17 protein-coding genes, 1 tRNA gene, 1 pseudogene and 1 riboswitch are annotated in these 19,788 nt (G+C 68.2%); of the genes and pseudogenes, 7 read left to right on the forward strand and 12 right to left on the reverse strand.

Annotated features, from left to right (window positions below; translation table 11 throughout):
- Positions 1-19 precede the first annotated feature (19 nt).
- A complete protein-coding gene (locus G4H71_RS01335) occupies positions 20-1,147 on the reverse strand; it encodes an NDMA-dependent alcohol dehydrogenase (protein WP_072737830.1) in 1,128 nt (375 codons plus the stop codon).
- 119 nt (positions 1,148-1,266) lie between these two features.
- Positions 1,267-1,419, reverse strand: a complete 153-nt coding sequence (locus tag G4H71_RS01340; protein WP_246442643.1) for a hypothetical protein — start codon at positions 1,417-1,419, stop codon at positions 1,267-1,269.
- A gap of 108 nt (positions 1,420-1,527) precedes the next feature.
- On the opposite strand from G4H71_RS01340, the gene G4H71_RS01345 reads away from it, so the two are divergent.
- The 3 genes from G4H71_RS01345 to G4H71_RS01355 are packed head-to-tail and all read left to right on the forward strand — an operon-like array spanning position 1,528 to position 3,969.
- On the forward strand, positions 1,528-1,785 hold the full coding sequence (locus G4H71_RS01345; protein WP_072737829.1) for a BatC protein: 258 nt from the start codon (positions 1,528-1,530) through the stop codon (positions 1,783-1,785).
- Between the two features lie 49 nt (positions 1,786-1,834).
- Complete coding sequence (locus G4H71_RS01350; RefSeq protein ID WP_246442641.1) at positions 1,835-3,034, forward strand: cupin domain-containing protein; 1,200 nt, start codon at positions 1,835-1,837, stop codon at positions 3,032-3,034.
- Positions 3,031-3,969: a ferredoxin family protein gene (locus G4H71_RS01355; protein WP_072737665.1), complete on the forward strand. Its 939-nt coding sequence runs from the start codon at positions 3,031-3,033 to the stop codon at positions 3,967-3,969. Before G4H71_RS01350 ends, G4H71_RS01355 begins: the two co-directional genes overlap by 4 nt.
- 28 nt (positions 3,970-3,997) lie before the next feature.
- Here G4H71_RS01355 and G4H71_RS01360 read toward each other — a convergent pair whose 3' ends face one another.
- Positions 3,998-5,020, reverse strand: coding sequence for an ABC transporter substrate-binding protein (locus tag G4H71_RS01360; protein ID WP_139183169.1), 1,023 nt, complete (start codon positions 5,018-5,020; stop codon positions 3,998-4,000).
- Between the two features lie 123 nt (positions 5,021-5,143).
- A riboswitch (cobalamin riboswitch) is annotated at positions 5,144-5,291 on the reverse strand.
- A gap of 5 nt (positions 5,292-5,296) precedes the next feature.
- On the opposite strand from G4H71_RS01360, the gene G4H71_RS01365 reads away from it, so the two are divergent.
- Positions 5,297-5,710: a CoA-binding protein gene (locus G4H71_RS01365; protein ID WP_072737826.1), complete on the forward strand. Its 414-nt coding sequence runs from the start codon at positions 5,297-5,299 to the stop codon at positions 5,708-5,710.
- 5 nt (positions 5,711-5,715) lie between these two features.
- Here G4H71_RS01365 and G4H71_RS01370 read toward each other — a convergent pair whose 3' ends face one another.
- The 5 genes from G4H71_RS01370 to G4H71_RS01390 all read right to left on the reverse strand — a co-directional run bounded on the left by G4H71_RS01370 (position 5,716) and on the right by G4H71_RS01390 (position 12,040).
- On the reverse strand, positions 5,716-6,693 hold the full coding sequence (locus G4H71_RS01370) for a TauD/TfdA dioxygenase family protein (protein ID WP_072737664.1): 978 nt from the start codon (positions 6,691-6,693) through the stop codon (positions 5,716-5,718).
- Between the two features lie 36 nt (positions 6,694-6,729).
- The gene (locus G4H71_RS01375; protein WP_072737663.1) at positions 6,730-8,457 is read right to left on the reverse strand and encodes a dipeptide ABC transporter ATP-binding protein; all 1,728 of its coding nucleotides are present in this window, start codon (positions 8,455-8,457) and stop codon (positions 6,730-6,732) included.
- Positions 8,458-8,479: 22 nt separating this feature from the next.
- The gene (locus tag G4H71_RS01380; RefSeq protein ID WP_072737662.1) at positions 8,480-9,355 is read right to left on the reverse strand and encodes an ABC transporter permease; all 876 of its coding nucleotides are present in this window, start codon (positions 9,353-9,355) and stop codon (positions 8,480-8,482) included.
- Complete coding sequence (locus tag G4H71_RS01385) at positions 9,352-10,311, reverse strand: ABC transporter permease (protein ID WP_072737661.1); 960 nt, start codon at positions 10,309-10,311, stop codon at positions 9,352-9,354. Before G4H71_RS01385 ends, G4H71_RS01380 begins: the two co-directional genes overlap by 4 nt.
- 127 nt (positions 10,312-10,438) lie before the next feature.
- Positions 10,439-12,040 carry an ABC transporter substrate-binding protein gene (locus tag G4H71_RS01390; protein WP_083342873.1) on the reverse strand — a complete coding sequence of 534 codons (1,602 nt, stop codon included), beginning with the start codon at positions 12,038-12,040 and terminating at the stop codon, positions 10,439-10,441.
- A gap of 512 nt (positions 12,041-12,552) precedes the next feature.
- Between G4H71_RS01390 and G4H71_RS01395 the strand changes: the two genes are divergently transcribed.
- Positions 12,553-14,871 carry an arylsulfatase gene (locus G4H71_RS01395; protein ID WP_072737660.1) on the forward strand — a complete coding sequence of 773 codons (2,319 nt, stop codon included), beginning with the start codon at positions 12,553-12,555 and terminating at the stop codon, positions 14,869-14,871.
- An 88-nt stretch (positions 14,872-14,959) separates the two neighbouring features.
- Here G4H71_RS01395 and G4H71_RS01400 read toward each other — a convergent pair whose 3' ends face one another.
- Positions 14,960-15,991 carry an ABC transporter substrate-binding protein gene (locus G4H71_RS01400; protein ID WP_072737659.1) on the reverse strand — a complete coding sequence of 344 codons (1,032 nt, stop codon included), beginning with the start codon at positions 15,989-15,991 and terminating at the stop codon, positions 14,960-14,962.
- Between the two features lie 121 nt (positions 15,992-16,112).
- Entirely contained in the window at positions 16,113-16,661 is a 549-nt protein-coding gene (locus G4H71_RS01405) for a dihydrofolate reductase family protein (RefSeq protein WP_072737658.1), read from the reverse strand.
- A 146-nt stretch (positions 16,662-16,807) separates the two neighbouring features.
- On the opposite strand from G4H71_RS01405, the gene G4H71_RS01410 reads away from it, so the two are divergent.
- Complete coding sequence (locus tag G4H71_RS01410; protein ID WP_217631299.1) at positions 16,808-17,272, forward strand: alpha/beta fold hydrolase; 465 nt, start codon at positions 16,808-16,810, stop codon at positions 17,270-17,272.
- A gap of 38 nt (positions 17,273-17,310) precedes the next feature.
- On the opposite strand, the gene G4H71_RS01415 is transcribed toward G4H71_RS01410, so the two are convergent.
- Positions 17,311-17,384: transfer RNA gene (locus G4H71_RS01415), tRNA-Ile, on the reverse strand.
- A gap of 138 nt (positions 17,385-17,522) precedes the next feature.
- Between G4H71_RS01415 and G4H71_RS01420 the strand changes: the two genes are divergently transcribed.
- Positions 17,523-17,756, forward strand: coding sequence for a helix-turn-helix domain-containing protein (locus G4H71_RS01420; protein ID WP_139183154.1), 234 nt, complete (start codon positions 17,523-17,525; stop codon positions 17,754-17,756).
- Between the two features lie 131 nt (positions 17,757-17,887).
- Here G4H71_RS01420 and G4H71_RS01425 read toward each other — a convergent pair.
- Positions 17,888-19,663 (reverse strand): annotated as a pseudogene (locus G4H71_RS01425) (oleate hydratase).
- Between the last annotated feature and the right edge of the window lie 125 nt (positions 19,664-19,788).

The following is a 19,788-nucleotide window of genomic DNA, read 5'->3' on the forward strand; positions in this document are numbered from 1 at the left end:
CGGTACCCGGATCAGGGAGTCACCAGTCCGCCTCCGTGTAGCGCACGACGCCACGGATGTTCTTGCCGTCCAGCATGTCCCGGTAGCCGTCGTTGACTTCTTCGAGCGAGTACGTGCGCGTGATCATGTCGTCGAGGTTGAGCTGCCCCGACTTGTAGAGCGCCAGCAGGTTGGGGATCTCGACCCGGGCACTGCAGCCACCGAAGACGTTGCCGCGAACCTCCTTCTGGAGCATCGACAACAGGAACAGGTTCAGCTTGACGTCCATGTCGCCCATGTTGCCCATCGCGGTGACGACGCAGCGGCCGGCCTTGCTGGTCAGGGTCAGCGCCGGATCGACGTACTCGCCCTTCATCTCACCCACGGTGATGATGGTCTTGTCGGCCATCCGCCCCTGCGTGAGGTTCATGATCGGCTCGATGGCCTCGGCGACGCTCGCGAACACGTGGGTGGCGCCGAACTTCACGGCCTGATCGCGCTTGAACGCCACCGGGTCGATCGCGAACACCTCGCGCGCACCGGACGCGACCGCCCCCTGGAGGGCGCTCATCCCGACGCCACCGACCCCGATGATCGCGACGGACTCGCCCGCCTTCACCTCGGCGATGTTGGTCGCCGAACCCCATCCGGTGGGTACGCCGCATCCCACCAGCGCGGCGACCTCGAACGGGATGTCCTTGTCGATCTTCACCACCGAACTCTGGTGCACCGTCATGTACGGAGAAAACGTCCCGAGCAGGCACATCGGAATCACGTTCTCGCCGCGGGCCTGAATCCGGTAGGTGCCGTCGGAGATCGCGAGCCCGCTGAGCAGCCCGGCCCCCAGATCGCAGAGGTTCTGATGCCCGGCGGAACAGGAAGGACATTTCCCGCACGCGGGAATGAAGGAGAGGACGACGTGGTCGCCGACCTCGAGATCCTCCACGCCCGGGCCGATCTTCGTGACGACACCGGCCCCTTCGTGTCCGCCCATCACGGGGAAGGACGGCATCGGCGTGGCACCGGTGACGAGGTGGTGATCGGAGTGGCACATTCCGGCCGCTTCCATCCGCAGCTGCACCTCGCCGGCGACGGGATCACCGAGTTCGATCTCCTCCACGGACCACTGCTCGTTCAGGCCCCAAAGAATTGCACCCTTGGTCTTCACGTCACTCCAACCCTTCATTCATGTCTACGCATGCGTGTGACTGTGACCTTAGACACGAATGAGGAAAATTGGAACACGTTCTACATAGCGAGTTGTCTTTCGTTCGGGTCCGCCACGGTTCACCGCGGGTGTCGGCGTCCGGTGACGTCGTACAGATGACGGATCGGGTCGCGCACGTGGGCGGCGTACTCGAGCGCGGACCAGGTTCCCTCGTCGGGGCGGACGGTGTGACCCGGCAGCGACAGGACCTCGCGAGCCGGACGAATCGGCACACGATGTTTGACCTGCCGCTGCCGGAGGCATTCTCGGTGAGTGCAGCGGCCCGCGCTGCGACCTGGGACGACAGACCCCACGACCCGAGAGTCGACGAGAGGATTCCGATGGCGATCAACGACGACGACATCACCACGAGCGGACCGGCAGGCGGCGAGGGTCCGGCGGACGGCGGCTCCAACCCCGGCGGCCACGACGGCGGTGCCGACGGTGCGGCTGCGGCCGGCGAGGGCCCGGCGGACGGCGGATCGAACCCGGAGGGACACGACGGCGGCGCCGACGGCACCGCGAACCAGGGTGAGGGTCCGGCGGACGGCGGATCGAACCCGGACGGTCACGACGGCGGCGCCGACGGGACGGCGTGAGCTGAACACCCCCGTCCCGCACCGGCAGCCGAGTGCGCTCGGTCGCTGCGTGGCGGTCGGCCGCGCCGAGTTCGCGGAGCGCCATTGGGATCGCGCTCCCGTGCTCTCGCGTGCGGCCGACCTGCCGCGCGACTACCTCGATCTCCTCTCCCCCGACGCGATCGACGAGTTGATCGCCGAACGGGGGGTGCGTACCCCGTTTCTGCGGATGGCTCGGGACGGCACGGTTCTGGACCGTGGATGTTTCACGCGCTCGGGCGGATTCGGCGCAGAGATGCCCGACCAGATCGACTCCGCAGGAGTGTTCACCGAGTTCTCCGCGGGTGCCACCATCGTGTTGCAGGGCCTTCACCGATTGTGGCCACCGATCATCGACTTCGTCCGCGCGCTCGTCGACGACATCGGCCATCCGGTCCAGGCGAACGCCTACGTCACGCCGCCGAGCAGCCGTGGATTCGACCCCCACTACGACACCCACGACGTCTTCGTGCTGCAGGTGGCCGGCACGAAGGAATGGGTCGTGCATCCGCCGGTGCAGGAACTGCCGCTCCCCGGCCAGCCGTGGACGGCGCACCGTTCGGGTGTCGCGGCCGCCGCACGCGTCGAACCCTTCCTGAGCGCGACACTCGAGCCGGGTGACGCGCTGTATCTGCCACGCGGCTGGATCCACTCCGCACGCGCCCGGGGCGAGACCTCCGTTCACCTGACGATCGGGGTGGCCCCGACCACTCGTCACGACGTGGTGCGCATCCTCGCCGACGCGCTCGGTGAGGACGTGGAGCTACGTCGCGCTCTCCCGTTGGGCACCGACCACACAGATGCCACGGCGGTGGCCGGCGAAATCGCCCGGACGATCGAGCTCGTCGGTCGGCGCCTCGGTCACCCGCCGGAGGAGCCGTCGCTGGTCGAATCCGTGGCCGCCGCCGTCGGCGATCGGTTCGTCGCACTCACCAGACCTGCTCCGGTCCGTCCGCTCGCCACCCTCGAGGCGATCGCGGCATTCGATGCGGGCACGACCGTGCGGTGGCGGTCGGCACTGCACGGCACTGTCACGACCTCGAGCGACGCGGTGTCGCTGGCGCTGCCGGACCGGACGATCACCCTTCCGCCGGAGTGTGCCTCGGCTGTCGAGACGATCGCGGGCGGGGGTCGGGTCTGCGCTCGCGACCTGCCCGGGCTTTCGGTCGAGGACGGTGTGGTCGTGCTGCGCAGGCTCCTGCGCGAGGGTGTGGTGGTACCCACAGGATGAACGATTCCGAATGGCGTCCGTGTAGCGACAACGCCCTGAGCCGAGGAGACCCACTCGCCGGGACCGGCTCGCGTGGCCTGCACTGGCTGTTGGTGGAACTGTCCGGACCATGGGGCTTCTCCGCGTTCCTGGACTCCCCGGCGACGATCGATCCGGAGATCGGCCGTGCGCTGGTACGGCGGGCCGAGTCGGCGGGTATGCGCATCGTCGGTATCCGCCGACCGGGGCGCAGGCAGGCGGAGCCGCGCTGGCGCTGGGCGATCGCCGACTCCCGACCGGGACACGAATCCCTGTACCGGGGCGAGGTTTCCGATCCGACCGAACTCCTGGACGTTCCGCTCGACGGTTCGGCGGGCACTCTGTCCCACGAGCCGATCGTCGCCGTCTGCGCCCACGGCAAGCACGACCGCTGCTGCGCCGTGCGGGGCCGATCCGCCGCGGCCGACATCGCCCGCCGCTATCCGGAGCTGACCTGGGAGTGCTCGCATCTCGGTGGCGACCGCTTCGCCGCCACGATGATTCTCCTGCCACATGGGCTCTACTACGGCCGGGTCGATGCCGCCGACGATCCCGCGGACCTCGTACACCGGTATCTGCGGGGGAGCCTGGACGATCGCTACCTGCGCGGACGCAGCTCGCTGCCGGAGGTCGTCCAGGCCGCCCAACACCACGCGCGGGCGGTGACCGGCGAGGACCGGATCGATGCGCTCGCCCCCGTGTCCGTCACGGCGAGCGACGACGAGTACGTCGTGGTCCTGCGACACGGCGAAGGCCGAGTGGCGGTTCGGCTCGCGGAGACCCTGTCCGAGCCCATCCTGTCGACCTGCTCGGCGCGAGTTCCCGGCCGTGTCCGGCAGTTCCGCCTCGTCGCTCTCGCCGAGGACGGCACCGAAGGCATGGGGACCGGAGCCGACGGCACGGGGGAAAACGGCTGACGCACTCGTCGTTCACCGGGACGATCGGTCAGTAGCCCGCCGAACGCAGCCCCTCTGCCAGCTTCTCGACGGCATCGACTTCGCGGATTCCGGGGTCCAGCTCGGAGCCGGTGAGGACGACGTATCGTTGACCCCGCACCGCATCCAGCTGCGCCGTCACGGGATTCGATTCGAGGAATGCGATCTTCGTGTCCAAGGCGTCACCGTCGACGCGGACGCGGCTGAGATCGCCGAGAACCAGCACATCGGGATTCCGGTCCGCGACCGCCTCCCAGTTGACCTCCGGCCAGTCGTCACGGGTGTCGGCGAAGACGTTGATCGCACCGGTCTCCGCGGCGTAGAGACCCGGTGCCGAGCAGCAACCGGCCATGTACGGCGCATCGATACCCGAGAACCAGAAGGCCACCGTCGGTTCCTGTCCGTCGGCGCGGTCGGCACCCGCGGTCGCGGTGTCCATCCGGGATTGCAGCGACGAGACGAGTTCCGCGCCACGTTCCTGGACGTCGAAGACGGCCGCGAGTTCGCGGATCTCCCGGTAGAGCGTGTCGATGGTCAGGGGCGCGGTGCGCGAGACATTCTCTCCGTCGACATCGGCATCGGTGCACACCGACGGGGACTGGTAGGTGGGTACGCCCAGGTCCGTGAAGGTCTCCCGGTCCGCCACCACGGAGCGGGTGAAGGTGTGCGCGCTTCCGGAGGTGACCAGATCCGGTTCCGTGTCCAGGACGGTTTCGAGCGACGGGTCGTTGTCCGCAAGACGCGGCACCTGTTCGTTGTCGGCAGCCAGGTCCGGCAGGACGGGATCGAACCAGGTGGAGGTGCCCACCATGCGGTCGGCCAGACCGAGGGACAGCAGGATCTCGGTCGAGCTCTGATAGAGCGACACCGCCCGCTCCGGCGGCGCCTCGAAGGTGACGGTCTCGCCGCAGTTCTCCAGCGTGAGGGGGTAGGACGTCGCGGCGGGCTCGTCGGAGACGGTGGTGGGCCCCGAGGCCTCGTCGCCGACCGATCCACACCCCGCGACGAGGAGTGCGGCGGCCGCCACGGCGATACCGGCGGCCGGGCCGCCACGGGAGAACCGCGCCGACAGACGGCGGCGAGGTGTGAGTGGACGAGGCACGGGTGGTCCTTCGATCGGGGGCCCGGTCGCGGGGCCCGATGACGCCGGACGGTGGCGGTGCCACCGTCTCCCGCGAGCATTCGGACTTCGGGAGCTCCCCGTCACGCGGGAGACCCGTCACCGCTGCGCGTCAGCTCCGGATTCGCACCGGATTCCCTCGCAGGAGCGGGTCCACCCTATCGCGCGGCACGGCGTACCGTGGCGGAGGTGAGCACTTCATGGCAGGACCCGAAGGCAGTGTCCCTCATGCTCGACGACTGCGAGACGTGGGCCGTGGTCGGCCTGTCCGGGGACCCGGGCAAGACGGCCTACGAGATCGCTCAGCTGCTGCAGTCCCGGGGCAAGCGCATCGTCCCGATCCATCCGAGTGCGCCGACGGTGCTCGGTGAGCAGGGGTATGCGACCCTCGCCGATGTTCCGTTCCCCGTCGACGTGGTGGACGTGTTCCGCCGTTCGGAGTCCGCGGGCGAGTTCGCCGATCAGGCGGTGGCGATCGGCGCCCGCGGTGTGTGGTTCCAACTCGGGGTGGTCGACGAGGACGCGTTCTCCCGGACCACCGAGGCCGGGCTGGCCATGGTGATGGATACCTGCCCGGCCATCGAGTGGCGTCGACGCGGATAGTCCGCTCAGTTCGCGGCGAAACCCGGTAGGCGCTGCGGCTCCTCGATCACCGAGAAGTGCGCCGCGTCACCCTTGCGGATCCGGCTGGACGCTCCGCGCACGTCCACGGGGACGTCACCGGCGAGCGTCGTCCGGTGGATCTTGCGCGGGTTGGTCCCGTAGTCGGAGATCCCGTAGTGCTGAGTGGCACGGTTGTCCCAGATCGCGACGTCGCCCGGCTGCCACGCCCAGCGAACGGTGTTCTCCAGCTTCGTGATCCGATTCTGCAGCAGCTGGAAGAGCGCCGTCGTCTCCGACGGCTTGAAGCCGACGAACTCCTTGACGAAGTGCCCGAGCAGCAGCGTCTTCTCGCCGGTCTCCGGATGTACCCGGACGACGGGGTGCTCGGTCTCGAAGACGGTGCGGGTGAACTCGTTCAGGTACTTCTCCCGCCTCGCGGCGTCCTGCACCTTGTCCCGGATCGTGTTCGCGACCTCGGCGTAGTCGTATTCGTTCGAGTGCACGGCCCACAGATTCTCCACCAGCGCCTTGAGCGCGTCCGGAAGCTGCTCGTAGGCCGCGGTCGTCGACGCCCAGGTGGTGGCGCCGCCGTACTCGGGGACGGTGACGGCACGCAGGATCGACGCCTTCGGGATGCGGTCGATGAAGGTGACGTCGGTGTGCCAGCTGCTCGCGGCGGCCTCGAGGACGAGGGTCTTGTTGTCGTCCGACCTCAGGGTCGGGTGCGTCGTCGTCTGCGATCCGAGGCGTCCCGCGAACGCGTACTGGATCTCGTCGGTTAGGTGGTGCTGATCGCGGAAGAAGATCACCTTGTTCGCAGCCAACGCGTATCGGATCGCAGAGGCGGTCTCGTCGGAGATGTCGCCGGACAGGGTGATGCCGCCGATCACCGCGCCGAGGTGATGGCCGTGCTTGGCGACGGTGATTCCGCCTGCGGCATAGATGTCCTCGGCGGTGTCGGGGCGCTGTTCGAGAGTGGTCATGTGAGGTGTTCCTTTCGTCGATGCGGGGACGGGCGTTCAGTGCGAGAGGGCATCCGCGGGAAGCGGCGTGGCAGGTTCCGGCGGGGTGAGCGAGCGGGCCCGCTGCCGCACGGGATCGGGAACGGGTACCGCGTCGACGAGCCGACGGGTGTAGTCGTGGCGCGGCGCGAGGAGAACCTCGTCGGCCGGGCCGGACTCGACGATCCGGCCTCCGCGCAACACCGCGACCCGGTCCGCCACGCGGTGCACGACGGCGAGGTCGTGACTGACGAACAGGCAGGCGAAGTGGTACTCCTCCCTCAGGCTCTCGAACAGGTCGAGGACCTCTGCCTGCACCGACACATCGAGTGCACTGGTCGGTTCGTCGGCAACCAGGAGCCGGGGCGCGAGTGCGAGCGCCCGTGCGAGCGCGGCCCGTTGACGTTGACCGCCGGACAGTTCGGCAGGACGGCGGTCCGCATACGACCTGGGCAGCCGCACCGAATCCAGCAGATCCGCCGCCCGTGCCCTGGCGAGCGAGCCGGTGGCGACCCGGTGGACGTGCAGGGGCTCGGCGATGGACCTGCCGATCGACCAGCGTGGATCGAGTGATGCCGCCGGGTCCTGGTGCACCAGCGCGATTCCCTTGCGAAGAAGGCGTCGTTCCCGCCCACCTGCGGTGGTCAGATCGATGCCGTCGACCCGCACGCGCCCGCTGATCGCCTTCACGATCCCCAGTGCGACCCGGCCGAGAGTCGTCTTGCCCGAACCGGATTCGCCGACGACGCCGACAACCTCGCCGCGGGCCAGGGTCAGGTCCGCGGCGGCGAGCGCGTCGAACGCGGGGCTGCCGCCGCGGGCCGGGTATCGCACGGTCACCGCGTCGAGCTCGAGCGCCGGGGTCTCCTTCCGGGTCCCGGCACTCTCCCCGTCCCCGTCGTCCGACGGCTCCGCCGGTTCGGTGCGAGCCTCCGCGGTGACCGGCAGGCGGGGCACCGCGCCCAGGAGAAGGCGCGTGTATTCCTCGGTGGGCCGTTCGAACAACTCGTACACGTCCCCGGTTTCGACGACCTGCCCGGCGCGCATGACGACCACACGGTCGGCGATGTCGGCGACCACGCCCATGTTGTGCGTGATGAGCAGGACCGCGGTGCCGGTGTCGCGAGCCAGCCCCTTGACGAGCGCCAGAATCTCCGCCTGGACGGTGACGTCGAGTGCCGTCGTCGGTTCGTCCGCGACCAGTAGGTCGGGCTCTCCGGACAGCGCCAGTGCGATCACGACGCGCTGCTTCTGGCCGCCGGAAAGCTGGTGCGGGTACCAGTCGATGCGGGTCTCCGGGTCCGGGATCTCGACGCGGCGCAACAATTCCACTCCGGTGGCGCGGGCCTGGGCTCGTGAGATCTTGCGGTGGGCCCGCAACGCAGCGGACAACTGGGTGCCCACCGTCTGTACCGGATTCAGGGCGGTCTGTGGTTCCTGGAACACCATCGCGGCCGTGGTCCCCCGGACCCCGCGGAGGGTCGTCTCGTCGGCTCCGGTGATCTCTGTGTCCGACAACAGGATCGATCCACGCGACGAGGCACCGGTGGGCAACAGGCCGAGCACTGCCCGGGCGGTCATCGACTTGCCGGATCCGGATTCGCCGACGAGGGCGACGATCTCGCCCGCATCGACGACGAGATCGACGTCGTCGACGACCGGGTGCTCACCGAAGGTGACGGTGAGCGATTCGATTGCCAGGACGCGACCGGTCTGCGACTCGGTGGCGTGGCGGGGTGCGGTCATGACTGCTCCTGGAGGTCGTGTCTCATCGGGCCCGGTGCGCCTGGGCCAGGCCCTGGGCGACGAGCAGGAAGCCGAGGACGAGTGCGGTGACGACCGCCAACGGGCCGATCGCATACATGGGGTTCGCGTCGAGATTCGCGACGGAGTTCGAGATCAGCGATCCCAGCGAGGGCTCGGGCGCCCGCACGCCGACCCCGATGAAACTCATTCCCGCCTCGACGAAGACGGCCACGGACAGGGACAGCGCCACCTGCACGCCGAGCGGCTCGAGCGAGTTCGGGAGGATGTGCGAGCGCAGGATCCACCAGTGCCCGGCGCCGATCACCTCGGCCGATTCGACGAACTGCAGCTCACGCACCTTCAGCACCGAGGAGCGGACCAGACGACCGAAGATGGGCACCTCGACGACGACGATGACGATGCCCACGGTGACCGCGCCCGGACCCACCACGGCGGCCAGGGCGATACCGAGGATCAGTGCCGGGAACGCGAGCACGACATCGAACACCCGCTGGGTCACGACGTCGGCGAACTGGTTCGTCGAGGACACCAGCCCCAGTGCGGTGCCCAGTGCCGCACCGACCGCGACCGCGGCGAACACGATCAGCAGGTTGGTCCGGATGCCGTGCGCGGTGCGCGTGAAGACGTCCCGGTTGACCTCGTCGGTGCCGAACCAGTGCGCCGAACCTGGCCCGACCAGGTTGGCGCCCTGGATCTGGTCGAACGGACCGTACGGCGTCAGCAGGGGCGCGAGGAGGCCGACCGCCGCGACGACGCCGACCAGCACCAGTCCGGCCAGCCCCTGACCACGGGTGAGTCCACGTAACGTACTGTGGCCGGGCGCTTTCCGCGCCACCGCGTCGTCGCCGGTGGGGGCCTCGGGGATCAGGACGGTCATGAGCGGGCTCCGATACGGATACGGGGATCGAGAGTGGCGTTGAGGACGTCGGTGAGCAACTGCACGGCCACGAACACGGTGACCGACAACAACAGCAGCGCCTGGACGACGGGGTAGTCGCGGCGGCTGATCCCCTGTTCGACGAGCATCCCCACCCCGGGCCACGCGAAGATCGCCTCGACCAGAATCGCTCCGCCGAGCAACGACCCCGCCTGGATTCCGAGAACGGTCGTGACCGGGGGCAGCGCCGCGCGCAATGCCCCGTGGGTGACGATGTGGAAACGAGAGATTCCCAGCGCCTCCTGCGTGAGCACGTGCGGGGCGTTCATCTCGGTGCGCAGGGATTCGGTGAGGAAGCGGGTGAGTGCGGCCGCCGTCGGCAGCCCGAGGCACAGTGCGGGGAGCAGCAGATACTGCACGGTGATGTCCGGTCGTGCCAGGTACCCCTCGGGGGGGACACCACCGGCGGGCAGGATCGGAAGCGCGACCGCGAACACCAGGACGAACAGCACTCCGGTCACGAAGGGCGGGAGCGCCACCGCGAGGGTGTTGGCACCGTTGACCAGCGCGGTGAGCCATCGGCGTGGCCACGCGACCGACGCGATGGACACGACGAGGGCGGTCACGATCGCGAACAGCAGCGCGGTGCCGGCGAGGACTGCGGTGTTGAGGAGGGCGTCGGCGAGCAGTTCGCCCACGCTGCCTCCGATCTGGTAACTCCGACCCAGATCACCGGTGACCGCACCGGTCATCCAGGAGAGGTACTGCTGCAGGACCGAGGCATCGAGGCCGAGCTCGCTGCGGATCGCGTCGATCGCCTCCGGCGTCGCGTCCGGTCCGGCGAGGGTCACCGCGGGGTCGCCGGGCACCAGGCGCAGGAGCAGGAAGATCGCGACCGAGGCGAGGAAGAGGACGACCAGCGCCGAGGGTAGTCGGGTGAACAGATAGCGTGTCATCGCACAGTCTTTCGGCGGGAGAGATGTGGGGATACCGGAGGAACCGGGTCGGTCGCGGCGACGACGAACGCGGCGCGGGCGATCACGGTGTGGCCGATCACGATGTGGCCGATCACGATGTGGCCGATCACGACAGGTACGCATTCGCCAATAGCGGCTCGGCACGCCGATTCCACGCGAAGCCACCCACGCGCGCCGAGAGAACAGTGCGCGGGTCGATCACCGCGAGTTCGACGAGGAACAGCCCGTCCAACAGTGCGTCGTTGAGATCCGCGTAGCGTTCGATCGCCTCCGGGCCGGTGCCGTCGGCGATCTGCCACGCCGACTCCGCGGCGGCCAGATAGGTATCGGAGACGTAGTTGGACGCGTTCTTCCTGGCGTTGAACGGGTAGGCGCTCACGGTCAGTGTCGACGGCGTGTACTGGGCGAAACCGTGTTGCAGGATCCACAGCCCCGCGAACTCGCCACCGATGAGCCGCTGCACGGCCACCGTCTGTTCCACCGGGTCCAGGTCCACGGTCACCCCGACGTCGGCGAGGTTCGCCTGGACGATCTGCGCGACCACCTCGTACGTGGGGCTACCCGCCGGATACGTCAGGGGCAACGACGGCAGCGCGCCGAGCTCGGCGACGAGGGCGCGGGCGGCATCGCGATCCAGCGCGTAGCGCCGATCCTTCGACTCGTCGTAGGCGGGAGAATCCGCCGGCCAGGGAAGATTGGCCGCCCGGGCCGACCCTCGATAGACCTCCTCCACGATGCGCTCCCGGTCGACGGCGTACGCGATCACCTGGCGCAGCCGCACGTCGTCGAGCGGAGTCGCGGCGACGTTGACCCCCACGTACGTGTTCGACGTGGCACCTGCCAGGTCCACCACCCGGAAGCCACCGAGCCTGGCGAGGTTGTTCGCGTCGCGGAAGGTCAGGTCGCCGCTCAGGTCGATCCGTCCGGCCCGCACACTGGACAGCAACGCGGTCGCGTCCGGAATGACGTTCATCTCGATCGCGTCCAGGTACGGCCGTTCCGGTTCCCAGTAGTCGTCGTTGCGTTCGAAGACCACGCGGGCGTTGGGAGTTCGCGACGCGAAGCGGAACGGTCCGGTGCCGACATATGCCGTGCCGGCGAGAAGCTCGTCCACGCTCTCGGAGTCGATCATCGGCACCATCGAGAGCAGGTCGAAGAGATTTCCGATCGGGCGGGCCAGGGTGAGGACGAGCACGTGCGGATCGGTGCTGTCGTACCCGACGATCGCCGCGGCGGTGCTGCGCAACTGCGCTGTCCAGACCGGGTCGGCGTAGGTGCGCAGAGCGAATTCTGCGTCAGCGGACGTAAATTCGCGGCCGGTGTGGAATCGGACATCCGGGCGCAGACGGAGCGTGTAGGTCAGCCCGTCGTCCGAGCGACTCCACTCGGTCGCGAGTGACGGCCTCGGATCGAGCCCCTCACCGGAGTACTCGACGAGCCGGTCGAACACGACACCCGTGGTGAGCATCTGGGTGTTGTTGGTGCCCGTCATGACCGCCCCGGCCACCAGGTCGGCGAGAACGCCGACGCGCAACGTCCCGCCCCGGACGGGTGTTCCGTCACCGACCGGCTCTCCGGCGGAACGCAATTCGGCCACCGCGGAGGAGCAGCCGGAGGCGGCGGCCGTGCCCGCGACGGCGACCGCGGCGAGCCCCGCGATCCGCAGGAACGAACGCCGGGAAGCCGGCAGGGAGGGGTGCGTACTCACTTCGAGCCCTTCGAGATGTGCGAGAGCCGGCCCGCACACCGAAGGCGGACCGACCGGCGCGTCGGCACCGCGGACAGCGGCCGCCGACGACGGGACGGTGGATGACTGCGGTGCGCAGGGAATCGGGATCCGGACGCGAGGCCGGAGACCGGTCAGACGTGGGAGCGCACCGTGACGCTGCGACAGCGCAGCGCACGGGGACAACACAACTCACGAGCCAGTGGCAGCCGAGAGCCCAGCGCGACGGTCACATACGTGACCCGCGGGGCGGGGACTCGACTGGTGGGCATGCGGAAGAAACTAAGGGCCCCGGGTATTTCCCGCAAGCGCCGGAGAACCCGGGAGAGTTTTACTCACCCTGGTTCGAGAGTGCTTCAACCTCTGTACCTGCACGGATATTTGCTCACACCGATTTCATCGCTGTCATGTCGAATGAGCTGGTGATGTACTGGCCGGGTTCCCGCCGGTGAGGTACCGGTGCGGGTTCCGGTCCGAGAGAAGGTTGATACTCCATGCCCCTCCCCCCGTACGCCCGCGGCTACGAAGGATTCGACGGCACCGTCGGCCGTACCGGTGCCGACTCCAGCCCGAGTTGGCCCGCGTCCGTCACCGCGCCGAGCGGGGCGCCGAACATCGTCGTCGTCCTCATCGACGACATGGGCTTCTCCGACATCGGCCCGTTCGGGTCGGAGATCGACACGCCCCACCTGGATCGGGTCGCGGAATCCGGTGTCCGGCTGACGAACTACCACACCACTCCCCTGTGCTCACCGTCGCGCGCGGCCCTGCTCACCGGGCTCAATCCGCACCGGGCCGGTTACGGATTCGTCGCCAACGCCGATCCGGGCTACCCGGGTGTGCGCCTCGAGTTGGCCGACGACGTTCTCACTCTGCCGGAGATCCTGCGGGATTCGGGTTACGCGACCTACGCGGTCGGCAAGTGGCACCTGGTACGCGACGCGAACATGAGCCCGGGACGCACTCGGGACTCCTGGCCGACCCAACGTGGCTTCGATCGCTACTACGGCTCGCTGGAGGGGCTCAACTCGTTCTTCCATCCCAATCAGCTGGTGTCGGACAACTCCGTGGTGGACGTCGAGGAGTACCCGGAGGACTACTACCTGACGGACGATCTCACCGACAAGGCCGTGTCCTACATCAAGGACCTGCGCGCCCACGACGCCGACAAGCCGTTCTTCCTGTATTTCGCGCACGTCGCGATGCACGGCCCGCTGCAGGCGAAGGAGACCGACATCGCCAAGTACCGCGGCCGGTACGCACAGGGCTGGGACGAGGTCCGCCGGTCCCGGTTCGCCCGGCAACTGGCCGCGGGCCTGTTTCCCGAGGGAACGCAGGACGCCCGCAACGTGCTGGGCGGCTTCGAGGTTCCGTCGTGGGACTCGCTCACCGACGACCAGAAGGACCGTTTCGCCCGCTACCAGGAGGTGTACGCGGCGATGGTCGATTCGATCGACCAGTCCGTCGGCCGCATCCTGGACACCCTGGACGAACTCGGCGAGGCCGACAACACCATCATCGTGTTCACCACCGACAACGGCGGAACCGCCGAGGGCGGAGCCGAAGGCACCCGCAGCTACTTCGCCGAGTTCGCGCACGTCCAGGACCCGGAGTGGGTGGGTGACACGCCCCACGATCCCGAGTTGATCGGCTCGGCACAGCTCGGTGTGCACTATCCCCGCGGATGGGCGCAGGCGTCGAACACCCCGTTCCGCTTCTACAAGGGCCAGTCGTATGCCGGAGGTGTGCGGGTGCCGCTCCTGGTCTCGTGGCCGCAGGGCCTGCCCCGGGCCGAGGGCGACGACGGTGTCCGCACCGAGTTCACCTACGTCACGGACTTGGCGCCCACGCTGCTCGACCTCGCCGGAGTCGACCGCCCGGGCGAACGCAAGGGTCTGTCCGCCAAGGACTTCGACGGGGTGTCGGCGGCGGGTGTGCTGCGTGACGCCGCGGCCGGCTCGCGGCACACCGAGCAGTACACCGAGATGACCGGCAATCGCGGGTTCTACCGAGACGGGTGGAAGTTGCTGGCGCTCAACCCGACACTGCTGGATCCGGGTTCGGACATCGACGCACCGACGTGGGAACTGTTCGATGTCCGCTCGGATCCGACGGAGCTGAACGATCTCGCCGGCGAGTACCCGGAGAAGGTCGAGGAACTGGCTCGGGCCTGGGACGAGGCCGCGTGGGCGAACACCGTGTTCCCGCTTCTCGGTAACCAGGTGGGGGCCCGCCGCCGGCCGGACGAGGAGCGCTACACCCGTCCGGTGCGACTGCTGGCGGGCACCCCGACACTCGAACGCTACCGCAGCTCGCGTCTCGTCGCCTTCAGGAACTGGAGCGCCGAGGTCGAGCTCGAGGGCTATCGCCCCGGCGACGAGGGCGTGCTCGTCGCACACGGCGATCCCCAGGGCGGCTACCTGCTGTACGTCGAGGACGGTCGGCTCCACTTCGGCTACAACGCCTATGGCGTCTACCGGGATCTCGACGCCGGTCCGGTGCCGTCGGGGGCGACACGGATCGCGCTGTCCGCGACGGTGGTCCCGCGCCTGCGCTCGAACTTCGAGGTCCGCATCGACGACACCCCGGCCGCGTCCGTCGAGCAGATCCAACTCGTCGGCATGGCGCCGTGGACGGGGATCTCCGTCGGTCTCGATGCCCGAGGACCGGTCGCGTGGGACCTGCGGGAACGTCGCGGCGTATTCCGCTACACCGGCGCCCTGCGGGCCGTGACGTACACCCCCGGCCCGGTGAGCACTCCGGCCGCGGTGGTCGAGGCCGTCGAGCGCGAGTACGAACTGATCGCCGACTGAGCCGTCGAGCCCGACACACACGGCGGGGGTGGTGCTCGTGGGCACCACCCCCGCCGCGACGGTTCACCGGGCCGATCGACCCACCGGGTCAGCCGATCAGTTCCTCGAATTCGGACCACCGGGCGTCGGCGTCGTCCGCGCCGGCTACGCCTGCGTAGTCCTCGGCCTCGAGCACCTGGAGATCGCGGATGATCCAGAACGTGCCGAACGGATGGTTCGCCGCCCACAGGTCACCGTTGACGCGGGCGAGGTTTCCGTCGCGGACACCCTGGAGACTGTCGAATCCGGGAGTGCGCTCCACGACCTCCGCCGAGTAGATGCCCTCGTCGAACACGACGATGATGTCGGCATCCTGGGTGCCGAGATTCTCCTCCGAGACCGGCGTGAACGGACGTCCGCCGGACCCCTCGGGCAGCGGCGCCGTCTGGAGTTCGGGGCCGGTGAACCCGGCGGCGCGCAGGATCGTCGAGGACGCGGAGTCCGGGGTGGGGACGGCGACGATGCCGCGGGCGGACTCGAGCACCGACAGCGAGCGTGGGTTCTCCTGCGTCGCGGACTTCAGCTCGTCGAGTTGGCCCTCGAGCGCGGTCGTCACCTGAGCCGCCTCGTCGGCGCGGTCGAAAGCCTCACCGTAGAAGTCGAGGTTTTCCTGCCAGCTGACGGTGGTGGCCGGGCCGGGGAGGGTCGGAATGGCGTCGGCCATCGAGCGGTAGTAGCGGTCGTCGCCGTAGGAGGTGAGGACGACGAGGTCGGGATCCTCGGCGAGCACCTGCTCCGGGTCCGGTAGGCCCATCGGCGGCACCTCGATGACCTTCGAGCCGGCGTTACCCAGGATCTGGGCTCCGATCTGCGAGCCGAAGCTGGTGAACGTCACGTCCGGCACGATGCCGACCGCGAGGAGGTTCAGTCCCGCGTACTCGTCGGTGACGACGATGTTGTCGAGTTCCGCCGGAATCACGGTGCTGCCGTACTCGTGCTCCACCGTCCGCGGCTCGGCCGGGGCCGCCGTGGTCGTCGTGGCTTCCTCGGAGCTCTCGTCCGACGAGCACGCCGATGCTCCGACGAGGAGCCCGATCGTGGCGATCGCACCCAGAACCCGTCCGAATCCTGCTCTCTTCACTGTTTCACCTCGTGGGATCAGCCTTGACCGCCGAGTCTCGGCAGCTCTTCCAGGATCGCGCGTCCGCCCCGCCACGTCCACAGGCTCGATTCGACACGGCCGGCTCTCGGCAGGACTCGAGTCAGCGAGGCGCGTACCGCAACGCCAGCGCCCCCGAACCGAACTCGTACCGACTCAGGAGCCTCAGGTCGACATACTCCGACAGCCCCGCGAACAGTGTCGGTCCGTGGCCTGCCAACCTGGGGTGCACCACGAACTCGTACTCGTCGATCAGGCCCAGCTCCGTCAAGGCGAACGCGAGCCGTACGCCTCCCACGAACAGGCCCTCGCCCGGCTCCTGCTTCAGTGCGCGGACAGCTGTCTCCAGATCCCCGCGCAGCAGCTCCGCATTCCAGTCGACCCGTTCCAGGGTGCTCGACACGACGTACTTCTTCGCCGCGTCGATCGTCTCGGCGAACGGTCTCGTCCACTCGGGCATCTCCTCGGACCGTCCCGAGGACGGCCGCCACGCCGCCTCCATCAGCTCGTAGGTCACCCGCCCGAAGAGGAGCGCATCGGCCTGACCGATGTTCTCCATCGCCCGACGATGCAGCTCCTCGTCCGCGACCGCCGCGCGATGATCGCAGCACCCGTCGAGGGTGACGTTGACGGAGTATCGAAGAGGCCGCATCACCTCAGCGTATCGACGCGCGCGCCCGCGAAAGGGGAAACGGACTGCCCTCCGGGCTCTGTACATGCCACCGTCGACCTCCTTCCCCTTCCTAGGATGGGAGTAATCGCGGAAGGGCAGGAGCATGCCGAATGTGACGTCGGCCGATGGCACACACATCGGCTACGACTGGTTCGGCCACGAAGGCCCGGCGCGGACGCGGCGACAGCGGCGACACTCATCCGTACGCGGTGCAACGCGAGGTGGAGGACCTCGCGGCCGTCGTCGACGCGGCCGGTGGGCGAGCACACCTGTTCGGCGCGTCCTCGGGTGGCGCACTCGCCCTCGAGGCGGCCGCCGCCGGACTGCCTGTCGAGCGGATCGCCGCGTTGGACGCCGACGACCGAGACGAGGCGCTGCGCCTGTTCATGCGGCTCGCCTGCTCGTCCGACGAGGACATCGCCACCGCCGAAGCCGCACCGATCTGGCCGGAGCTGCGAACGCTCGCGCCGACCCTTCGCTACGACGCCGCCTGTCTCTCCGACGCACGACGAGCCACGATCGAGGTCCCTGGACACGTCCCCGAACCGGTGCTCCTCGGGCCGATCCTGGCCAGCTTCTATACCCGCTGAACGCCTGCCGGGGCGCAGCACGAACTACGACTTTCCGGTGGGGCGGGCGGGGCTCGAACCCGCGACCAATGGATTATGAGTCCACGGCTCTAACCGACTGAGCTACCGCCCCATCGCTGCAGTACAGCGCGTTCGCATGGTACCGACCGGGCGCGTGCGTGGTGCACGCGGGACGGGTGTGGTGTCCATCGTTCGAGATCGAAGTAACCGGTCCGTGACGAACCGGCCGCGGATCGTTATGCTCGCCGCCATGCCTCGACAAAACTGGGGTCAGTTCGTCCGCGAGAATCTGCAGGCGAACGACATGACCCACATCCAACTGGCCAGCGCGCTGGGAATCAGTCCCAGCTGCGTGCAGGCATGGTGTTCCGACCGCCGGCCGAGCTGTTCCGAACCCGCGCTGCTGGTGCAGGCCACCGCGCGCGCCCTGGGCGTGTCGCCCTTCACCGCCCTCTCCGCCGCCGGGTACCGCTCCGCCGGCTGACCGTCCACTCCAGAGTGTGACGCAACCCACGTCACCCGGCTCGGCCAGGTGGTCTGTCGGTGTCGGGAACGTCGGCCCGGCCTGGCTGCGCCCTGAGCAGCTCGTGTCCGTCCCCTACTCGGCGGCGGCGATCAGCCCCGATGCGGTTTCGGGAGCAGCCCGTACTCCTCGAGCAGATGCCCGATCTCGTTCGAGTCGATCTTGCCGAGCATCGCCTCACGCAGCCGCCCCCGCGCGGGGAACGGGAGTTCCTTGCCGTCCCGCAGGCGCGCGGTCGCGGTGAGCAGAGAACGCACGTCATACGTCGAGTTGAACACTTCGGGCACACCGCGCTCGACGCCGAGAAGCTGATAGGCGGCTTCCATACCGGTCCGCACCGAGTACTCGGTGGTGAAGATCGTGTCCCGGGTCGTTTCCGCGAACTGGCCGATGAAGGCGAAGTTGAGTGCGCCGTCGGGCACCACATCAGGTCGGTCGCCCGCACGACGAGGCATGAAGAACGACGTGACGTACGGCATCATCACCGGCACACACGTTGCGGCTTCTGCCGCCAGCGTCGGGATGTCCTGTTCCGGCACACCGATCTGATACAGTCATTCCTGGGTGATCTCCTCCCCCGTGCACTCCTGGAGTGTCTTCTTCACGAAGTCACCGGGGACGTCGACGAACAGGCCGTAGACCCACACGACGATCTCTTCCGGGTCCTGCGCCTTGAAATGCGGCTGACGGTTGACTGTCCAACTCATCAGCCATGACGAGTCACGCGCGGTCACGATGCCGCCGGTCACCACCTTGCCGCTGAACGGATCGCGTTTGCAGATGCGCTCGATGTACTCGGGTATCCGCCTGTCCTTCGTCGTGACGGTGGCCGACTCCCACTTCGTCCTCGCGATGTCGCCGCAGAAGACTTCCGGGTGTCCGAACGACGGATGCTTGGCGGCGATCCGCTTCCACAGCTCCCATCCGGCCGCCGGCCCCTCGTCCAGCTTCGCGGGGGTGTGCTGATCCCCTTCGTCCGAGTTCTCCGTCAGGCCGCCGATCGTCATGAGCACGAGGTCGTTCTCGCCGAGGTCGATGCCGCCGCGCTCGCCGTCTCGGAGCCAGTCGATACGGGTGGCCTGGATCCGACCGTCACTCTCGACGAAGTCGACATCGGTGACCTCCGTACCGAAGTGGAAGGTGACGCCCTGGTCGAGCAACCACCGGTACATCGGCAGGACCATGGACTCGTACTGGTTGTACTTGGTGAACTTCAGCGCGCTCAGATCGGGCAAGCCGCCGACGTGGTGAACGAACCGATGGAGGTAGAGCTTCATCTCCAACGCGCTGTGCCACTCCTCGAACGCGAACATGGTGCGCCAGTAGAGCCAGAAGTTGCTCGCCAGGAAGTTCTTCGAGAACACCTCGTCGATGCGTGTGCCCTCCATCTCCTCGCGGGTGGCGAGAAAGATCCGGACCAGGTCCTTCTGCGCCTTGTCGTCGAGACCGAAGAGGTTGTCGGTGTGCGCGTCCCGGCCCTGCTTCTCCGTCACCCGGCACAATGAGAAATTGGGGTCGTCCTTGTTGAGCCAGTAGAACTCGTCGAGCACGCTCGCGCCCTCGATCTCCATCGAGGGAATCGTCCGGAAGGCATCCCACAGGCACTCCATGTGGTTCTCCATCTCCCGGCCGCCGCGGATCACGAATCCCTTCTCGGGCTTCTTGATGCCATCGAGTGCGCCACCGGGCAGCGGCAGGCGCTCGAGGATCGTGATCGCGGCTCCCGGCAACTGCCCGTCCCGGATCATGAACGTCGCCGCCGACATGGAAGCGAGACCGGCTCCGACGAGCCACGCCGTCTTGTCGTCCACTCCCTCGGGCTTGCGGGGGCGAGCGAATGCCTCGTAGTTGCCGCTGCTGTAGTACATGGCACCTCTTCTCCGAATCACCGGGCCGAGTAGTCGGGCGGGCGCACCGTCCCCTCATCAGCAACGTATCCAGCAGAGGCGGGTGGCGAGCGAAATCGGAGAACTTGTCGATTCAGGCAACGGAA

This window comes from Rhodococcus triatomae (assembly GCF_014217785.1).
Classification (GTDB): domain Bacteria; phylum Actinomycetota; class Actinomycetes; order Mycobacteriales; family Mycobacteriaceae; genus Rhodococcus_F; species Rhodococcus_F triatomae.